The 17644-nt window shown below is 74.1% G+C and carries 17 protein-coding genes and 1 tRNA gene; 12 read left to right on the top strand and 6 right to left on the bottom strand.

The window, feature by feature from the left end:
• Positions 1 to 221 precede the first annotated feature (221 nt).
• Positions 222 to 1040, bottom strand: coding sequence for a phosphatase PAP2 family protein (locus ACIQBJ_RS25235; protein WP_400714816.1), 819 nt, complete (start codon positions 1038 to 1040; stop codon positions 222 to 224).
• Between the two features lie 332 nt (positions 1041 to 1372).
• Between ACIQBJ_RS25235 and ACIQBJ_RS25230 the strand changes: the two genes are divergently transcribed.
• On the top strand, positions 1373 to 2344 hold the full coding sequence (locus ACIQBJ_RS25230; protein WP_400714813.1) for an RNA polymerase sigma factor RpoD/SigA: 972 nt from the start codon (positions 1373 to 1375) through the stop codon (positions 2342 to 2344).
• A 53-nt stretch (positions 2345 to 2397) separates the two neighbouring features.
• Positions 2398 to 2595 (top strand): hypothetical protein, encoded by a 198-nt coding sequence (locus ACIQBJ_RS25225; protein WP_400714810.1) that lies wholly within the window; start codon positions 2398 to 2400, stop codon positions 2593 to 2595.
• 9 nt (positions 2596 to 2604) lie between these two features.
• Here the strand turns inward: ACIQBJ_RS25225 and mscL are convergent, their stop codons facing one another.
• From mscL to ACIQBJ_RS25205, 4 genes are all read right to left on the bottom strand, one after another.
• Positions 2605 to 3018, bottom strand: a complete 414-nt coding sequence (gene mscL / locus ACIQBJ_RS25220) for a large conductance mechanosensitive channel protein MscL (RefSeq protein WP_400714807.1) — start codon at positions 3016 to 3018, stop codon at positions 2605 to 2607.
• 528 nt (positions 3019 to 3546) lie between these two features.
• Entirely contained in the window at positions 3547 to 3864 is a 318-nt protein-coding gene (locus tag ACIQBJ_RS25215; protein ID WP_400714804.1) for an FmdB family zinc ribbon protein, read from the bottom strand.
• Between the two features lie 95 nt (positions 3865 to 3959).
• Positions 3960 to 5261, bottom strand: a complete 1302-nt coding sequence (locus ACIQBJ_RS25210; protein ID WP_400714801.1) for an MFS transporter — start codon at positions 5259 to 5261, stop codon at positions 3960 to 3962.
• A 201-nt stretch (positions 5262 to 5462) separates the two neighbouring features.
• Complete coding sequence (locus ACIQBJ_RS25205) at positions 5463 to 6983, bottom strand: potassium/proton antiporter (protein ID WP_400714798.1); 1521 nt, start codon at positions 6981 to 6983, stop codon at positions 5463 to 5465.
• A gap of 214 nt (positions 6984 to 7197) precedes the next feature.
• Here ACIQBJ_RS25205 and ACIQBJ_RS25200 point away from each other — a divergent pair, with 214 nt between their 5' ends.
• Together ACIQBJ_RS25200 and ACIQBJ_RS25195 are read left to right on the top strand one after the other, a co-directional pair.
• Positions 7198 to 9936 (top strand): penicillin acylase family protein, encoded by a 2739-nt coding sequence (locus ACIQBJ_RS25200; RefSeq protein ID WP_400714795.1) that lies wholly within the window; start codon positions 7198 to 7200, stop codon positions 9934 to 9936.
• A 168-nt stretch (positions 9937 to 10104) separates the two neighbouring features.
• Complete coding sequence (locus ACIQBJ_RS25195; protein WP_400714792.1) at positions 10105 to 10491, top strand: hypothetical protein; 387 nt, start codon at positions 10105 to 10107, stop codon at positions 10489 to 10491.
• A gap of 115 nt (positions 10492 to 10606) precedes the next feature.
• On the opposite strand, the gene ACIQBJ_RS25190 is transcribed toward ACIQBJ_RS25195, so the two are convergent.
• Complete coding sequence (locus tag ACIQBJ_RS25190; protein WP_400714789.1) at positions 10607 to 11203, bottom strand: 5-formyltetrahydrofolate cyclo-ligase; 597 nt, start codon at positions 11201 to 11203, stop codon at positions 10607 to 10609.
• 61 nt (positions 11204 to 11264) lie between these two features.
• On the opposite strand from ACIQBJ_RS25190, the gene ACIQBJ_RS25185 reads away from it, so the two are divergent.
• The 8 genes from ACIQBJ_RS25185 (at position 11265) to ACIQBJ_RS25150 (ending at position 17542) form a co-directional block, all read left to right on the top strand.
• Positions 11265 to 12104 carry a GGDEF domain-containing protein gene (locus ACIQBJ_RS25185; protein ID WP_400714786.1) on the top strand — a complete coding sequence of 280 codons (840 nt, stop codon included), beginning with the start codon at positions 11265 to 11267 and terminating at the stop codon, positions 12102 to 12104.
• 57 nt (positions 12105 to 12161) lie between these two features.
• On the top strand, positions 12162 to 13082 hold the full coding sequence (gene galU, locus ACIQBJ_RS25180; protein ID WP_400714783.1) for a UTP--glucose-1-phosphate uridylyltransferase GalU: 921 nt from the start codon (positions 12162 to 12164) through the stop codon (positions 13080 to 13082).
• A 68-nt stretch (positions 13083 to 13150) separates the two neighbouring features.
• A complete protein-coding gene (gene glp, locus ACIQBJ_RS25175) occupies positions 13151 to 14467 on the top strand; it encodes a gephyrin-like molybdotransferase Glp (protein ID WP_400714780.1) in 1317 nt (438 codons plus the stop codon).
• 114 nt (positions 14468 to 14581) lie between these two features.
• Complete coding sequence (gene moaC, locus ACIQBJ_RS25170) at positions 14582 to 15022, top strand: cyclic pyranopterin monophosphate synthase MoaC (RefSeq protein ID WP_400715310.1); 441 nt, start codon at positions 14582 to 14584, stop codon at positions 15020 to 15022.
• Positions 15019 to 15591, top strand: a complete 573-nt coding sequence (locus ACIQBJ_RS25165) for a molybdenum cofactor biosynthesis protein B (protein ID WP_400714777.1) — start codon at positions 15019 to 15021, stop codon at positions 15589 to 15591. Before moaC ends, ACIQBJ_RS25165 begins: the two co-directional genes overlap by 4 nt.
• Positions 15588 to 16214 carry a GNAT family N-acetyltransferase gene (locus ACIQBJ_RS25160; protein WP_400715308.1) on the top strand — a complete coding sequence of 209 codons (627 nt, stop codon included), beginning with the start codon at positions 15588 to 15590 and terminating at the stop codon, positions 16212 to 16214. The genes ACIQBJ_RS25165 and ACIQBJ_RS25160 overlap by 4 nt, the downstream gene beginning before the upstream one ends.
• 162 nt (positions 16215 to 16376) lie before the next feature.
• A complete protein-coding gene (gene glpR / locus ACIQBJ_RS25155) occupies positions 16377 to 17396 on the top strand; it encodes a gephyrin-like molybdotransferase receptor GlpR (protein ID WP_400714774.1) in 1020 nt (339 codons plus the stop codon).
• Between the two features lie 69 nt (positions 17397 to 17465).
• Positions 17466 to 17542 (top strand) — tRNA-Ala (locus ACIQBJ_RS25150).
• Positions 17543 to 17644: the final 102 nt, after the last annotated feature.

Below are 17644 nucleotides of genomic sequence, written 5' to 3'. Positions count from 1 at the left end.
TGGCCGGGGCTCCACCTGCCGGTTGCAGGCTGCATCCAGCCGCAGAAGTCTGCCGCAACTCGGCACCTGATGGGGAGTCGGGTGCCGCCCGGGGCCCTCCGGGGGGTGACGGCCGGGGCGGCGGGGCGGGGCGGGGGCGCCGGGAAACCGGCGATTTGCCGGGCCTGCCCGTTCCCTCCGCCGGAGGAACCGCCCCGGCGTGTGACGTTGATCACGAATCGTCAGGAGCGCCCCGGATCGCGCTCCGGCGCGGACCCCGGCAGCGGCGGCGCGAGCACCCGCTGCACCCGGGGGCGGGTCCGCCGGCGCAGCAGTAGGGCGTCCCGGCCCAGCCGACCGGGCAGCCAGAGCTCCACCGCCAGCGTCACCCCGGTCGGCACCGCGACCGCCGCCAGCCAGGCCGCCAGCACGTCGCTCGGCCAGTGCGTGCCCAGCGCGATCCCGCTCCAGCCCACGCCCAGCACCGTCACCGCCGCCGCCGTGCCCGCGACCGCCCGCACCGCCCGGTCGGCCCGCGGCCACACCAGGGCCAGCAGCGCCCCGCAGGCCACCGCCGAGGCGAGCGCGGGCCCGGACGGGAAGGTGCCGCCGGGGCCGAGCGCCACCGGGTCGGCGAACCGCGGCCCGGCCCGGTCGATCAGCTCCCGGCCCGCCCCCGCGGCCAGCCAGGCCACCAGGGCCTGCGCCGCCGTCCAGGCCGCCAGCACCCGGGCGCCCAGCACCCACTGCCACAGCGCGACCGCCCCGAGCAGGGTCCGCAGCACCCAGGGCGCGCCCAGGTCGGCCAGGGTCTGCACGGCCGCCGTCCACACCGGGTGCCGCACCGCGTACCGGTGCAGCCCGGCCGTCCAGCCCGAGTCCAGCCGGGCCAGCGGGGTCCAGCCGGTCCGCACCAGCACCAGCAGCACCGCGCACAGCGCCGCGCCCGCCAGCGCCGCCCCGGCACAACGGAGCACCCTGCGGCGTTGGAACGGGTGGCGGTGCGTTTCCCGGCGCCCGCCCGGTGCGGCCGCCGCCCCGGAGTCACTGGGCTGGTGCATGACAGACACCTTCCCAGCGGCGGGAGGCGAACGGGCCGTGGAGCGATAGCGATTCGGCATCGGTTGTGCGGACGCGCCGCGAAGGCCGCGCGCCGATCCGGTGGCGGTGGTGGAGGCGCGGTGTGCGCACCCCGTGTCGACCGGATCACGCTCCGTCCATCACGGAAGTGAAATTCGGCAGGATACTGCATGCCCGGGGAAAAACTGAGTCACTTGGGAATGTTGTCCGATTTCTGTGCGTTGGATCGTTACGTGTGGGCCGCTACCGGCCCGCACACCCGTGCCGAGCGGCGGAACGGAGCGCCCCCGGCAGCGTCAGTGAGGGAGCAAGCATGGCCACCCGTGCCGTCGTTCGCGACAGGGCCGATCGGACTCGCACCGCCCGCCCGACCAACCTCGAAGCCGACCGCGACCTGGTCGGCATGTACCTCGACGAGATCGCCAGGACGCCCCTGCTCGACGCCGCCGAGGAGGTCGAGCTGTCCCTGCGGATCGAGTCCGGGGTCTTCGCCCAGCACCTGCTCGACGAGGGCGAGCTGCCCGCCGGTGCGACGGTCGAGGAGCTGCGGTTCCTGGCGCGGGACGCCGAGCGTGCCAAGGACGTCTTCATCCGTTCCAACCTGCGCCTGGTGGTCGCGGTCGCCCGCCGCTACCCGCGCAGCGGCCTGCCGCTGCTCGACCTGATCCAGGAGGGCAACGCCGGCCTGGTCCGCGCGGTGGAGAAGTTCGACTACTCCAAGGGCTTCAAGTTCTCCACCTACGCGACGTGGTGGATCCGGCAGGCGATCACCCGCTCGATCGCCGACCAGTCCCGCACCATCCGGCTGCCCGTGCACCTGGTCGAGGAGCTGGGCCGGATCCGCCGGGTGCAGCGCGAGAAGGCCAAGGAGCTGGGCCGCGAGCCCGAGCCGGCCGAGATCGCCGCCGAGCTGGACAGCACCGAGCAGCGGGTGAAGGACGTGCTGGACTGGTCCCGCGACCCGGTCAGCCTCAACATGGCGGTCGACGACGAGGGCGAGACCCAGTTCGGCGACCTGGTGGAGGACACCGGCGCGGTCTCCCCGGAGGACGCGGTGATGGTGATGATGCGCCGCGAGGAGCTGGACGGCCTGATCGGCCGGCTGGACGACCGCACTGCCTCGATCATCCGCAGCCGCTACGGCATGGAGGACGGCCGCGAGCGGACCCTGACCGAGGTCGGCAAGCAGCACGGCCTGACCCGCGAGCGGATCCGCCAGATCGAGAAGCACGCCCTGGCGGAGCTGAAGAAGATCGCCGACCACGCGGGCTTCGAGGCCGCGTGACCGGCGGGCCGGGCGCCCCGGGGCGGGGCGCCCGCCGGTCCTACAGTGGGGGGATGAGCGAACCCACCGAACCCGCCGGGCCCACCGAACCCGCCGACCGGCCCGCGCCCCGCCTGGTCTTCCGGGACCCGTTCGACCAGCAGAGCTCCGACGACACCGACCGCGGCTGGGGCGAGGACCGCGGCGGCGGCGGCGAGCGCGGACTGGACTGGTACCGCAGCCAGCGCCCGCCGCACCACGGCGAGAAGTAGCCGCGGCCGTCAGCGGCGCACCAGCGCGTCGCGGATCTCGGTGAGCAGTTCGACCTCCTTCGCCTCGGCCTCCAGCGCCTCCTCCTCCACGCTCTTGCGCTTCCGCATGAAGTGGTTCATCGGCAGGATCAGCAGGAAGTAGACGACGGCGGCGGTGATCAGGAAGCTGAGCGCGGCGCTGAGCACCGAGCCCCAGAGGATGAAGATGCCGGACGTGACGTTCCCGGCGGCGTCCACCTCGCAGGGGCCCTTGAGGCAGGAGCTGTAGGCGGCCAGGTCCTTGGTGCCGAACAGGCCGACCAGCGGATTGATCACGCCCTTGACGAACGCGTTGACGACGCTGGTGAAGGCAGCGCCGATGACGACGGCGACGGCCAGGTCCACCACGTTGCCGCGGAGCAGGAATTCCTTGAAGCCTTTCATGCCGCGTCGAACGGCGGGCCGCGGAGAAGGTCACGGGTGAATTCACGGGCTCCCGGTTGACGATCGGGGGCATCCGGCGGCCGGCGGCCGGTCGGCGCCCCCCGGGTGCGCCGGGCCGGACGCCAGGGCCGCCGCCAGCGCGAGGGCACCCGCCGCGAACAGTCCCGGACACCGCCGCAGGGCGTGCCGCCAGCGGTGGCGGCCCCGCGCGGTGCCGCGGATCGGCGGGAAATCGGGCACTTCGCGGCGCGGCGGGACGAGCGCGGCGGGCAGCGGGGGGAACACGGCGGCGGTCACGGCGGCGGGTCCTTCCGGGGCGGACGGGGGAGGCGCCGGCCATCCTGCGCCCCGTCGGCCCCGCCCCGCCCGCCGCTTCCGCACCCTGTGGACAACCCCGCCCTGTGGACGACCGCCCTCACCCGTCCGGGTGGCGGCGCTGCGCCGTTCGGAGCACCGCCCGTGACCGCCCGGCCCCGGGCGTGCCGGAGCCCCGGTCCGCGGTGCGGACCGGGGCTCGGCGGAGCGGGCTCAGCTCGCGCCGGAGGCGGAGCTGCTCGTCGACGACGAGGACGACGAGGACGACGTCGAGGACGTCGAAGAAGAAGAGGACGCCGTCGAGGACGAAGAGGTCGACGGGGTCGAGGAGGAGCCCACCGAGCTGCTGGAGCTGGAGCGGCTGTCGGTGCGGTAGAAGCCGGAGCCCTTGAACACCACACCCACCGCCGAGAAGACCTTGCGGAGCTTCCCCTGGCAGTCGGGGCACGTGGTCAGCGCGTCGTCGCTGAACTTCTGCACCGCCTCGAGGCCGTTGCCGCACTCGGTGCACTGGTACTGGTACGTGGGCACTTTCCGCTTCCTCCTGTCACTCCCCCTGGCACTCTCACGCCATGAGTGCTAACGACGGTCCATGATGCGGCATTCCGCTGGTGGAGTCCAGCGGCTCAGCCGCGCCGGGCGGCGCCGGCCAGCTGTTCGCGAACGACTCCTCCCCGGGCCACGGTACGTGCGGCGGGGGCCGGAACGGCCAGCAGACGGCGCATCGTGACGAGCGCCACCAGGCCGAGGCCGGAGCCGGCCAGTGCGACGGTGAAGCCGAGCGAGGGCCCGGAGCGGTCGATCAGCTGCCCGGCGGCGGTCGAGCCGAGGGCCAGGCCGAGGCCGATCGCGCCGGTCAGCCAGGTGAACGCCTCGGTCTTGGCGCCGTCCGCGACCAGCGATTCCACCAGGGTGTAGCCGGTGATCAGGGTGGGCGCGATGGCCAGGCCGCAGAACAGGCAGGCCGCGGTCAGCGCGGCCAGGTTCGGCATCGCCCACAGGGTCGAGCAGCCGAGCACCAGCAGCGCGTAGCAGGCGACCATCCGCTGCCGGGCGCCGGAGCGCCACGGGACCAGGCCGTAGAGCACGCCGGCCGCCATCGAGCCGGTGGCGAACAGGCCGTAGACCAGGCCGCTGAGCCCGGCGGAGCCGGCGTCCTCGGCGAAGGCGGTGATGGAGACCTGCAGGGTGCCGAAGACGGTGCCCAGGCCCAGGAAGGCGCCGGCCAGCAGCCGGACGCCGGGGGAGGCGAGCGCGGAGGCGCGCCGGTGGCCGGGGGCGGCCGGGCCGGTGGGCACCGGGGCGGTGTCCCGGCGGGCGGCGAAGGCCAGGCCGCCGAGCAGGGTGAGGGCGGCCTCGGCGGCGAGGCCGACGGACGGGTCGGCCAGGGTGGCGACGCCGGTGGCCAGCATCGGGCCGACCACGAAGGTGAACTCGTCGGTGACCGACTCGAAGGCGAAGGCGGTGTTCAGCAGGCCCGGGCGGGCGTCCAGCCGGTGCACCCAGCGGGCCCGGACCATCGCGCCGACCTGCGGCACGGCGGCGCCGGCCGGGGCGGCGGCCAGGAACAGCGTCCAGTCGGGGGCGCCGCCGCGGGCCAGCAGGACCAGCGCGGCCACCGCGAGGGCGTGCACCACCACGCTGGGGACCAGCACGGCGGCCTGGCCGTACCGGTCGGCGAGCCGGCCGGTCTGCGGGCCGACCAGCGCCTGGGCGACGGCGGCGACCGCGGCGACCGCGCCGGCCAGGCCGTAGGAGCCGGTGGTGTCGTGCACCAGCAGCACGATGCCCAGGCTGAGCATGGCGTACGGCAGGCGGGCCGCCAGGGCGGGGAGCAGGAAGGTCCAGGAACCGGGGGTGCGCAGCAGCGCCCCGTAGCCGGTGCCGCTGGTGGTGCTGGGGTCGTCGACCGGTCGGCGGGCCGCCACGGTCGGTCCTCTCTGCCGCCTGGTAGCGCGGGAGGTCGCGGTGGACCGGTCCGGCGCCGAGAGTCGTCCTCTCGCGCGTCGACCGGGGTTGTTGCCGGGCCGCGGACGGTGTGCCGCGGGGCCGGCCGCCGAGCGGTCGCGCCGACTCTGCATCAGGCAGATACGGAAAGATCTAGGGGTTACTGCCTTCAGCTTAGCGGCTCAGCGCGGCTTCCTCCTGGAATCGGAAGGCGGACCCTCGGCGTTGTGCAGCCATCCGGCGAGCTTGCCGCCCCGGTCGACGGCCCGCAGTCGGTGCTCGGCGGCCTCGGAGACCTCGTCGGTGGTGACCACCAGCAGTTCGTCGCCCTCGCGCAGCACCGTCATCCGGTCCGGGACGAAGCTGGAGCCCTCGCGCACCACCAGGGTGACCGCCGCGCCCTTGGGCAGGCGCAGTTCGGAGACCTCGACGCCGGACATCCGGGAGCCGGGGGAGAGCTGCACGGACAGCAGGTGGCCGTGCAGCTTCTCCAGCGGGGCGGACTCGATGCCGAGGTCCTGGCCGAGGTCGCCCTCGCCGATCCGCAGCCACCCGGCGACCATCGGCAGGGTCGGGCCCTGGAGCAGGGTGAAGACCACGACCAGGATGAACACCACGTTGAACAGCTGCCGGGCGTCGGCCGCGCCGGAGACGAGCGGGATGGTGGCGAGCACGATCGGCACCGCGCCGCGCAGGCCGGCCCAGGACAGCAGGGCCTGCTCCCGCCAGGGCACCCGGAACGGCGTCATGGTGACCAGCACCGACAGCGGCCGGGCGACGAACACCAGCACCGCGCCCGCGACCAGGCCCGGCACCAGCGCGGAGCCCATGGTGGCGGGGGTGACCAGCAGGCCGAGCACCACGAACATGCCGATCTGGCCGATCCAGGCCAGGCCGTCGGCGAAGCCGCGCACCGCGGGGCCGTGCGGCAGCTTGGAGTTCCCGAGGATCACCGAGGCGAGGTAGGCGGCCAGGAAGCCGGAGGCGTGCAGCAGCGCGCCGCCCGCGTAGGCCAGCACGATCAGCGCCAGCACCGCGATCGGGTACAGGCCGGAGGAGGGCAGCGCGATCCGGCGCACCGCGTAGGCGCCGAGCCGGCCGACCGCGTACCCGACCGCCGCGCCGACCGCCAGCTCGACCACGATGGTGCCGACCAGCACGTACCAGGGGTCGAGTTCGCCGGTGGTGGCGAAGGCCACCACCAGGATCACCACGGGCGCGTCGTTGAAGCCGGACTCGGCCTCCAGCAGGCCGGTGAGGCGCTTGGGCAGCGGGACCAGCCGGAGCACCGAGAAGACCGCGGCGGCGTCGGTGGAGGAGACGATCGCGCCGAGCAGCAGCGCGGTGCGCCACTCCAGGCCGACCAGCCAGTGCGCGCCGGCGGCCGTGACGAACACCGAGACCGCGACGCCGACGGTGGCCAGCACGGCCGCGGCCGGGACCACCGGTCTGATCGACCGCCAGCTGGTCTTCAGACCGCCCTCGGCGAGGATGACCACCAGGGCCGCGTAGCCCAGGACCTGGGTGAGCTCGGCGTTGTCGAAGTTCACGCCGATGCCGTTCTGGCCGAGCGCGACGCCGATCCCGAGGTAGATCAGCAGCGAGGGCAGTCCGGACCGGGTGGAGATCCGCACCGCCACCACGGCGAACAGCAGGATCACGGCCGATTCGAGGAGCAGGGTGTTCAGGCGGTCAACGGTCACGCAGGGGCACCTCTGGCAGGGAAGGGCGGCTGACGGATCGTTACTCAGTCTAACATTTTACTTGATCTTTACGCCAGGACCGCTTCCCGCCCCGGGCCGAGTAAGGTCCCAACGACACCGTCGACCCACCGCCGGTGTCCCCCGTGCACGGCCGTCCGGGCCGCCGCCCTAATGTGGTGACCTGTCACGGCCGCACCCTCAAACAAGGACTGGGATGCCCCGCTCGAAGAAGTTCCGGCGCGCACGTCTGATCGTGATCCTGCTGGCCGTTCTGCTGGTGGCGGGTCTGGCGGGCGGCGGCTGGTGGGCGGTGGACACCGTCCGCTCCTCCTTCCCGCAGGTCGGCGGCACCGTCAAGGTGCCCGGCATGTCCGCCCCGGTGGACGTGGTCCGCGACGACAAGGGCATCCCGCAGCTGTACGCCGACACCGACGCCGACCTGTTCCGCGCCCAGGGCTACGTGCAGGCCCAGGACCGGTTCTGGGAGATGGACGTCCGCCGGCACGTCACCTCCGGCCGGCTCGCCGAGATGTTCGGCTCCTCCGCCGTCGAGAACGACTCCTTCCTGCGCACCATGGGCTGGCGCCAGGTCGCCCGGAAGGAGTGGGACACCGTCCTGTCCGAGGACACCAAGCGCAACCTGACCGCCTACACCGAGGGCGTCAACGCCTGGCTCGCCGAGCACCCCGGCGGGGCCGGCGCCTCGCTGGAGTACGCGCTGCTCGGCGCCGTCAACTCCGACTACACGCCGGAGAAGTGGGACCCGGTCGACTCGGTCGCCTGGCTCAAGGCGATGGCCTGGAGCCTGTCCGGCAACCTCCAGGAGGAGATCGACCGCTCGCTGCTCACCCAGGACTTCGGGACCGAGCAGATCGAGCAGCTCTACCCGGCGTACCCGTACGACCGCAACGGCACCATCGTGAAGACCGGCAAGCTGGCCGCCGACGGCACCTACACCCCCGGGGCCGGCACCACCGTGCCCGCCGTGCCCGGGGCCGCCCCCGCGGGCGGGGCGCAGGCCCGGGCCGCCGCGCAGGCGCTGCTCGGCGACCTGTCCGGCAAGGTCGGCGCGCTGCCGCAGCTGCTCGGCCCGCAGGGCCAGGGCATCGGCTCCAACTCCTGGGTGGTGTCCGGCGCCAACACCACCACCGGCAGCCCGCTGCTGGCCAACGACCCGCACCTCGGCCCCGGCATGCCGTCCATCTGGTACCAGATGGGCCTGCACTGCCGCAGCACCTCGCCGAGCTGCGGCTACGACGTGGCCGGCTACACCTTCGCCGGGATGCCGGGCGTGGTCATCGGCCACAACAAGGACGTCGCCTGGGGCTTCACCAACCTCGGCGCCGACGTCACCGACCTCTACCTGGAGAAGGTCACCGGCCCCGACACCTACCTGCTCGACGGCAAGGACGTCCCGTTCGCCGTCCGCAAGGAGACCATCAAGGTGGCCGGCGGCGAGGACCGCACCATCACCGTCCGCACCACCCAGGACGGCATGCCGCTGATCTCCGACCAGTCCTCCGAGGAGCAGCGGGTCGGCCGCAACGCCCCCGCCGGCCTCACCGCCCCCGACCGGGCGGCCGGCTACGGCGTCGCGCTGCGCTGGACCGCGCTGGTGCCCGGGAAGACCATGGACGCCGTCTTCAAGCTCGACCGGGCCGCCGACTTCGCCGGGTTCCGGGCCGCCGCCCAGGACTTCGCCGTCCCCGCGCAGAACCTGATCTACGCCGACACCAAGGGCAACATCGGCTACCAGGCCCCCGGCCTGATCCCGGTCCGCGGCAAGGGCGACGGCCGCTACCCCGCCCCCGGCTGGGACTCCGGCTACGCCTGGAACGCGAGCTTCCTGCCGTTCAAGTCGCTGCCCTACGCCTACAACCCGCCCGAGGGCTACATCGTGACGGCCAACCAGGCCGTCGTCGACCAGACCTACAAGCCGATGCTCACCACCGACTGGGAGTACGGCACCCGGGCCAAGGAGATCACCGACCAGATCCAGGAGAAGCTGAAGAACGGCGGCAAGATCTCGCCGGACGACATGCAGGCCATGCAGCTCGACAACACCAGCGTGCTGGCCAAGGAACTCGTCCCGCTGCTGCTCAAGGTCAAGATCGACGACCCCTACGTGCGCGAGGCCCAGGACCTGCTGAAGGACTGGAACTACCACCAGGACGCCGACTCGGCCGCCGCCGCGTACTACAACGGCGTCTGGCGGGCGCTGCTCACCCTCGCCTTCGGGCAGAAGTTCCCCGCCGACCTCCGGGTCGAGGGCGACTGCCTGCTGGTCCGGCAGAAGCGCGACAACACCCTGCCCGACGACGCCCTCGGCGGCGCCGCGCAGGCCGTCACCGAGTGCGGCACCCGCAAGCCCTCGCAGGCCCAGCCGGACGGCGGCGACCGCTGGACGGAGGTGGTCCGCCAGCAGCTCGCCAACCCCAGGTCGCCGTGGTGGGACTACATCGACTCCAACCACCAGCAGCAGCACGGCCTCGACAACCTGCTCGCCGAGGCGCTCAAGGACGCCCGCCAGGACCTCACCTCGCGCCTCAGCAAGGACATCTCCACCTGGAGCTGGGGCCGCCTGCACCAGCTCACCCTGAAGGAGCCCACGCTCGGCAGCGACGACTCCTCGCTCGCCTCCGGCGTCGTCCGCCGGCTCCTCGACCGCGGCCCCTACAAGCTCTCCGGCGGCAGCGCCGCGGTCGACGCCACCGGCTGGAACGCCGCGGCCGGCTACGAGGTGGACTGGATCCCCTCGATGCGGATGGTCGTCGACCTGAGCAACTTCGACGCCTCCCGCTGGATCAACGTCGGCGGCGCGTCCGGGCACGCCTTCCACGCCAACTACAACGACCAGACCGAACTCTGGGCCAAGGGCGAACTGCTGCCCTGGGCCTACGGCAAGGACGCCGTCGCCAAGGCCGGCCGGAACACCCTGCGACTCACCGGCTGACCCGGCGCACTTCCTGACGGGGCCTCAACTTCCGCTTGGGGCCCCGTTCTTCGTCCCGACACCTGTTCGGCAGGCCCGGTTTCCCGTTGAACCGGCCCGGCGTGCAAGGCCGTTGAGCGGATCGAGGGGCACGAGAGCCCCCCGTCGCACTACGACCTCGGAGGACCCATGTCCATCACTTCGCGCTCCGTCCGGGCCACCGGCCTGCTGCTGGCCGCCGGTCTGGTCTCCGGCGTGGCCATGGCCGCCCCGGCCGCCGCCTCCGACAGCTCCAACCTCCAGCCCGCCCCGAACATCAGCATCTGCGCGAAGGGCAACTACCCCGCGTACCTCGTCTTCACCGACCGCGGCGGCCTCGCCACCCGGGTCGCCGCCGCCAACGGCGGCTGCGCCTCCCTCTCCCTGAGCGGGCGCAGCAAGGAGCACGTCACCATCAAGGGCATCCGCCCCAACGGCAGCAGCTTCACGGTCGGCACCGACACCTTCGACGACGCCGAGGGCGAGCACATCAACGTCTACGGCACCCCGGACACCAACGACTGGTACGCCGTCTGACCGTCCGCGCCGCGGGGCCGGGGCCGGGAGCGATCCGTCGCTCCCGGCCCCGCTGCGTGCTCGGCGGTCCCGGCGGTCCCGGCGTTCCCGTGGTTCTGTGCGTTCCCCGGCGGCCTCAGAACCGGGTGACCCCCGCCGGGGTGACCGCCGCGTGCACCGGCAGGTCGTGCGGCTCGGCGGGGACGGCGGGCCGCAGCTCGTGGGCGTACAGCAGGGTGGCCAGCAGCGGCGTCGCGCCGGCCGCCCGGAGCCGGGCCAGCACCCGGTCGTAGGAGCCGCCGCCGCGGCCCAGCCGGGTGCCCCGGGCGTCGACCGCGAGACCGGGCAGCAGGACGACGTCGGCGCCGGTCACCGCGTCGGGGCCGAGCCGGGGCCCGACCGGTTCGAGCAGGCCCCGGGCGGCCGGGGCGAGGCCGTCCTCGCCGGTGTAGCGGGCCCAGTCGAGGTCGTTGTCCGGCAGCAGCACCGGCAGCAGCACCGTCGCCCCGGCGGCGGCCAGCGCCGCCAGCAGCGGACGGGTGCCGGGCTCGGCGCCGACCGAGACGTACGCGGCGACCGTGCCGCCCGGCGGGACCAGCCCGGCCGCGTGGCCGGCCAGGGCGGCGGCCGCCGCGGCCCGCTCCGGCGCGCCCAGCGCCCGCCGTTCGGCGAGCAGCCGTGTCCTGAGCGCCGCCTTGTCGTTGGACAACTGATCCGCAGTCACCGTCCACATCCCTTCAGCTCCGTCGTCCGCCCGATGCGGTGACACGAGCCTGACACGTCGAGGGAGCCGCATGTCCACCCCGCTCCTGCTCCAGGCCCTGGCCGCGCTCGGTGCCGCCGCCCCGGTGGCGGCCGGTGCCGCCGTGCTGCGCTGCCGCCGGGAGCGGGCCGGGCGGGGCACCAGGGAGGCCGAACTCCTGGCGAAGATCACGGAACTGGCCGGGGAACGGGACGAGCTGCGCCGCACCGCCTCCTGCGATCCGCTCACCGGAGTGTGGAACTACCGTCACCTGCAGCTCACCTTGGACCGGGAGATCGAGCGGGCCCGCCGCGCCGAGGCGACCGCCGTCGACCCCCGTCCGCTGGCCGTGCTGATGGTCGAACTGGCCGGCTTCGACGCCCTGGTCGCCGAGCACGGCCGGGCCCGCGCCAACACCATGCTCCGCGACCTCGCCCAGCGCCTCGCGGTGGAGATCCGCAGCTGCGACACCCTGGGACGGTACGGGGGCGAAGAGTTCCTGGTGCTGCTGCCCGACACCGGCGCGGAGGGGGCCGCCCAGGTCGCCGAGCGGCTCTGCTGGTCGGTCCGGCGGCACCGGTTGACGGACCGTCACCCCGGCGAGGCCGCCGCCCCCGACGCCCGCAGCGGACTGACCGCCGCGATCGGCCTGGCCGTGCTGCCCAGGGACGGTGCGCACGCCGCGGTCCTGCTGCGCTCCGCCGACCGCGCGCTCGCCGCGGCCAGGGTCGCGGGCGGCGACTGCTGGCGCTCGGCCGATCCGGTGCCCGGCGGGCCCGCAGGGCCGAACGCCTCGACGACGCCCGGTAAGGTGTCTTCCGGCCCCGGCGAGGCTCCCCTCACCCCGCACGCGACCACCACCGGACACCGTGCCGCAGGTGACAGGCCTTAACAATCGATTCACCTTGCTCCCAGCAGGGTGGAATGCCCGCCTCAGTAAGGTCGACGCATGACGAACACGCACGCCCGTACGCCGGTCACCAAGGCAGTTGTCCCGGCCGCCGGACTCGGCACCCGGTTCCTCCCCGCGACCAAGGCCACTCCCAAGGAGATGCTGCCGGTCGTCGACAAGCCCGCCATCCAGTACGTCGTCGAGGAGGCCTCCGCCGCGGGCCTGTCCGACATACTGATGGTCACCGGCCGCAACAAGCGCGCCCTGGAGGACCACTTCGACCGGGCCTACGAGCTGGAGGAGCTGCTCGCCCGCAAGGGCGACCACGACCGGCTGCGCCGCGTGCAGGAGTCCGTGCAGCTCGCCAGCATGCACTACGTCCGGCAGGGCGACCCCAAGGGCCTCGGCCACGCCGTCTCGGTCGCCGAACAGCACGTCGCCGGACAGCCGTTCGCCGTCCTGCTCGGCGACGACCTGATCGACCCGCGCGACCCGCTGCTGGCCCGGATGATCGAGGTCCAGCAGGAGCTCGGCGGCTCCGTCGTCGCCCTGATGGAGGTCGACCCCGCGCAGATCCACCTCTACGGCTGCGCCGCCGTCAAGCCCAACGGCTTCGGCGAGGACGTCTTCCGGGTGACCGACCTGGTCGAGAAGCCCGACACCGCCGACGCGCCGTCCAACTACGCCGTCATCGGCCGCTACGTGCTCGACCCGGCCGTCTTCGACGTGCTGCGCGAGACCCCACCCGGCCGCGGCGGCGAGATCCAGCTGACCGACGCGCTGCGCGAACTCGCCACCCGCGACGAGGACAACGGCGGCCCGGTGCACGGCGTGCTGTTCAAGGGCCGCCGCTACGACACCGGCGACCGCGCCGACTACCTGCGCGCGATCGTCCGGCTGGCCTGCGAGCGCGACGACCTCGGCCCCGAATTCCGCACCTGGCTGCGGCAGTTCGTGGCCGCCGAGCTGCAGGGCTGAGAACCGGCCCGGCCGGCTGCCGGGCCGCGGGACACGTGGACGGCGAGCACGAAGGCGAGCGTGAGGCGATGACCGGGAAGCCCGACCCCTGCTGCGCGGAGGAGGCCGGCACCCCGGCCCCGCCGCGCCTGTGGACCGTCGACGAGCACCTCGCCGACGTGCTCGCCGACGTCGTCCCGCTGCCGCCCATCGAGCTGCACCTGCTGGACGCCCAGGGGTGCCGGCTCGCCGAGGACGTGCTCGCCGACGGCGACCTGCCGCCCTTCGACAACAGCTCGATGGACGGCTACGCCCTGCGCACCGCCGACACCGTCCGGGCCACCGGACCGTACCCGTCGGTGCTCGCCGTCGTCGGCGACATCGCCGCCGGGGCCGGCGAACTCCCCGCGGTCGGCCCCGGCCAGGCCGTCCGGATCATGACCGGCGCGCCCGTCCCGCCCGGCGCCGAGGCCGTCGCCCCGGTCGAGTGGACCGACGGCGGCACCGGCACCGGCCGGGCCGCCGACAGCATGGGCCCCGCCGCCGAGGGCGAGGAGGTCCGGGTGCTGCGCCCGGTCGCCGAGGGCGCGCACATCCGGCGGCGCGGCAGCGACGTCACCGCCGGGGACACCGTGCTGCGGGCCGGCACCGTGCTCGGACCCACCCAGCTCGGGCTGCTCGCCGCGATCGGCCGCGGCACCGTCGCGGTCCGCCCGCGGCCCCGGGTCGTGGTGCTCTCCACCGGCAGCGAACTCGTCCCGCCCGGCGAGGCGGCCGGGCCCGGGCAGATCCACGACTCCAACTCCTACACCCTGGCCGCCGCCGCGATCGCGGCCGGCGCGGTCGCCTTCCGGGTCGGCGGCGTCCCCGACGACGCCGACACGCTGCGCGCCGTGCTGGAGGACCAGCTCGGCCGGGCCGACCTGATCGTCACCAGCGGCGGCGTCTCGGTCGGCGCGTACGACGTGGTCAAGGAGGTCTTCGCGGACTACGGCGGCGTCGACTTCCGCAGGTTGCGGATGCAGCCGGGCAAGCCGCAGGGCTTCGGCCGGATCGGCGCGGGCCCCGGGGTGCCGCTGCTCGCGCTGCCCGGCAACCCGGTCAGCGCGTACATCTCCTTCGAGCTGTTCGTCCGCCCGGTGATCCGCACCATGCTCGGCGCCCCCGACGCGCACCGCCCCGTGGTGCGGGCCGCCACCACCGCCGCGCTGCGCTCCCCGGCCGGACGGCGGCAGTTCCTGCGCGGCCGGTACGACCCGGCGGCCGGCACCGTGGCACCGGTTGGCGGCCAGGGATCGCACCTGGTCGGGGCGCTGGCGCTGGCCGACTGCCTGATCACGGTGCCCGAGGACGACACCGCGCTGCCCGCCGGCAGCACCGTCGATGTGGTCCTTCTCACGGACTGACCGCGGCGGGGCTGTACGGTAGCGCGAGATTCGCAGCGCGCACTGGAGCCCCACGTGACCGACACACCACCCGGCGACCGCCTCACCCACGTCGATGCCACCGGCGCGGCCCGGATGGTCGACGTCTCCGAGAAGGCCGCCACCACCCGGGTCGCGGTGGCGGCCGGCCGGGTCCGGATCGCCCCCCGGGTGGTCGAACTGCTGCGCGGCGAGGGCGTCCCCAAGGGCGACGCGCTCGCGGTGGCCCGGATCGCCGGGATCATGGGCGCCAAGCGGACGCCCGACCTGATCCCGCTCTGCCACCCGATCGCGCTCACCGGCACCACCGTCGACCTGGCCGTCACCGACACCGCCGTCGAGATCACCGCCACCGTCCGCACCGCCGACCGCACCGGCGTCGAGATGGAGGCGCTCACCGCCGTCGCCACCGCCGCGCTCACCGTCATCGACATGGTCAAGGCGGTCGACAAGGCCGCCGCCATCGAGGACGTCCGGGTGCTCAGCAAGACCGGCGGCAAGAGCGGCGACTGGCACCGCGAGGAGGAGGCCAAGTGAGGGCGCTCGCCGTCACCGTCTCCAACCGGGCCGCCGCCGGGGTGTACGAGGACCGGGGCGGCCCGCTGCTGGTCGCCGGGCTGCGCGGGATGGGCTTCGAGACCGACGGGCCGGTGGTCGTCCCCGACGGCGAACCGGTCGAGGCGGCGCTGCGCGCGGCCGTCGCCGCCCGGTACGACGTGGTGCTGACCACCGGCGGCACCGGCATCTCCCCGCAGGACCTCACCCCCGAGATGACCGCCCGGGTGATCGACCGTCAGCTGCCCGGCATCCCCGAGGCGATCCGCGCCCGCGGCCGGGAGAAGGTGCCCACCGCGGCGCTCTCCCGCGGCCTGGCCGGGCTGGCCGGGAACACCCTGGTGGTCAACCTGCCCGGCTCCACCGGCGGGGTCCGGGACGGGCTGGCGGTGCTCGCCGAGCTGCTGCCGCACGCCGTCGACCAGCTGGCGGGCGGCGACCACCCGCGGACCGACGGGCCCGCGGACGCCGCGGGTGCTCCCGGTTCCTCCGGTACTGCCGGTGCTCCCGGTACTGCCGGTACTGCCGGTTCCTCCGGGAGCGGGCGCTGAACGCGGGCTGGCCGGTCGAACTGGCCGAGGGGGACGTCCTGCTGCGGCCGATCCGGCGCCGCGACGAGGCCGAGTGGCAGGAGGTCAGCCGCCGCAACCGGGAGTGGCTGCGCCGCTGGGAGGCCACCGTGCCGCCCGCGCCGCCCGGCCGCGCCCCGCTGCCCCGGCCGACCTACCGGCAGATGGTCCGCTACCTGCGCGGCGAGGCCGCGGCCGGCCGGATGCTGCCCTTCGTGGTGGTCCACCGGGGCCGCCTGGTCGGCCAGTTGACGGTGGGCGGGATCACCTGGGGCTCGATGTGCTCGGCGAACGTCGGCTACTGGGTGGACGAGGGGGTCGCCGGCCGCGGCATCATGCCCACCGCCGTCGCGCTCGCCGTCGACCACTGCTTCCGCGACCTCGGCCTGCACCGGATCGAGGTGTGCATCCGCCCCGAGAACCGGCCCAGCCGCCGGGTGGTGGAGAAACTCGGCTTCCGCGCGGAGGGAATGCGCCCCCGCTATCTGCACATCGACGGCGACTGGCGCGACCACCTGGTGTACGCGCTCACCGTGGACGAGGCCGCCGACGGATTGCTGGAACGCCTTCGGCGACTCAGAAACCGGCCGCCGGAGGATAATTGAATACCTGTTCGAATGCAGGTATCGATATGGCATCGACCGGTGCTCCGGGGTGGGGCGAGCCACCACAAATACCGGCAAAATAGTCTGAGAATCAGCTTGATCGCACGACACGCCGTGCCAAATTGCTGCAGCGCCTCAGCCCGCGCCCTTACCGTGTGAAACGTGAGCAGTAGCGGCCTTATCTACGCGGTCATCGTAGGGGCCTGGGCTGCCTATCTGGTGCCGATGTGGCTCCGCAGGCAGGACGAGCTCAACGAGTCGCGTCCGACGGAACGCTTCAGTACCGCGATCCGCCTGCTGGCCGGTCGATCGGCCATGGAGCGGCGCGCGGCCCGAGCCCTCGGCGACCAGACCGCCGACCAGCAGCACCCCGACGGCGCGCCGGACGGGGACCTCGCCGAGCCCGGCTCCGGGCCCGCGCCCGGGCCCCTGCCGGTGTCCGGGCCCGCACCCGTGGCCCAGTCCGTGCCCGTGTCCGCGGCCCCGCCCGGGCCGGCGGCGGACCTCGCCGCGGACCGGCCGGTCCGCGCGGCCCGGGAGGACCGCGACCGCGCGGCCCGGGACGAGCGCGACCCGGACGGGCGGCGCTCCGCCGAGCGCCGGGCCCGGCTGCTCGCCCGGCGGCGGCGCATGGTCACCCTGCTCTTCCTCGCCTTCGCGCTCGGCGCCGTCGCCGCCGCGGTGGCGGGATTCGCCTTCCTCTGGGTGCCCGCCGTCCCCGGCGTGCTGCTCACCCTCTACATCGGCCACCTGCGTCGGCTCGAACGGCAGCGCTACGAGGTCAAGTTCGACCGCGGCCGGGCCGCGCAGGCCGCCGAGCGGCTGCGCGAGCGCGAGCGGGTCCGGACGGACGGGGCGCCCGCGGCCGAGGCCGAGCCCGCGGACCCGAGCGCGACCCGGGCCAGCGAACTCGCCGAGGCCACCGAGCACGAGGAGTGGGTCGACGGCGTCCGCGAGCGGGCCGCCGCCGGGCCGGACTCCTGGGAGCCCGTCCCCGTGCCGCTGCCCACCTACGTGACCGCCCCGGTCGCCCCCCGCACCACCCGGGGCCTCGACCTGTCGGCCCCCCGCACCTGGGACTCCGGCCGTCCGGCCACCCCGCTCTTCGACCAGTACGGCGAGTCCGGCCCGCAGGCCGCCGCCGCGGACTGGTCGAACCGGCCCCGGGCCGCCAACGAATGACCCGGCGGGGCGCCCGCGTCGACCATGGTCACGGGTGCCCCGGCAGGGGTGATAGAGTTTCTTCTTGTTGGGGCTGTGGCGCAGTCCGGTAGCGCACCTCGTTCGCATCGAGGGGGTCAGGGGTTCGAATCCCCTCAGCTCCACCAATGACTGTTCACGAGTCTGGCTCGTGAGTGGTCACGAGATCCCGTCCGATCCTTGTGATCGGACGGGATCTTTGCGTTGTGTGGGCTTGTTCGAGTGCTGTG

It is taken from the genome of Kitasatospora sp. NPDC088391, from assembly GCF_044753345.1.
Classification (GTDB): Bacteria; Actinomycetota; Actinomycetes; order Streptomycetales; family Streptomycetaceae; genus Kitasatospora.
The sequence above is the reverse complement of the archived record's forward strand: the minus strand, read 5'-3'. Positions and strand labels throughout refer to the sequence as shown.

What these genes read in the sequence shown, in the direction of transcription:
- ACIQBJ_RS25235 (WP_400714816.1), bottom strand. Translation starts at nt 1,040, where the DNA reads ATGCACCAGCCCAGTGACTCCGGGGCGGCGGCCGCACCGGGCGGGCGC.
- ACIQBJ_RS25230 (WP_400714813.1), top strand. Translation starts at nt 1,373, where the DNA reads ATGGCCACCCGTGCCGTCGTTCGCGACAGGGCCGATCGGACTCGCACC.
- ACIQBJ_RS25225 (WP_400714810.1), top strand. Translation starts at nt 2,398, where the DNA reads ATGAGCGAACCCACCGAACCCGCCGGGCCCACCGAACCCGCCGACCGG.
- mscL (WP_400714807.1), bottom strand. Translation starts at nt 3,018, where the DNA reads ATGAAAGGCTTCAAGGAATTCCTGCTCCGCGGCAACGTGGTGGACCTG.
- ACIQBJ_RS25200 (WP_400714795.1), top strand. Translation starts at nt 7,198, where the DNA reads ATGCCCCGCTCGAAGAAGTTCCGGCGCGCACGTCTGATCGTGATCCTG.
- ACIQBJ_RS25195 (WP_400714792.1), top strand. Translation starts at nt 10,105, where the DNA reads ATGTCCATCACTTCGCGCTCCGTCCGGGCCACCGGCCTGCTGCTGGCC.
- ACIQBJ_RS25190 (WP_400714789.1), bottom strand. Translation starts at nt 11,203, where the DNA reads ATGTGGACGGTGACTGCGGATCAGTTGTCCAACGACAAGGCGGCGCTC.
- ACIQBJ_RS25185 (WP_400714786.1), top strand. Translation starts at nt 11,265, where the DNA reads ATGTCCACCCCGCTCCTGCTCCAGGCCCTGGCCGCGCTCGGTGCCGCC.
- galU (WP_400714783.1), top strand. Translation starts at nt 12,162, where the DNA reads ATGACGAACACGCACGCCCGTACGCCGGTCACCAAGGCAGTTGTCCCG.
- glp (WP_400714780.1), top strand. Translation starts at nt 13,151, where the DNA reads ATGACCGGGAAGCCCGACCCCTGCTGCGCGGAGGAGGCCGGCACCCCG.
- moaC (WP_400715310.1), top strand. Translation starts at nt 14,582, where the DNA reads ATGGTCGACGTCTCCGAGAAGGCCGCCACCACCCGGGTCGCGGTGGCG.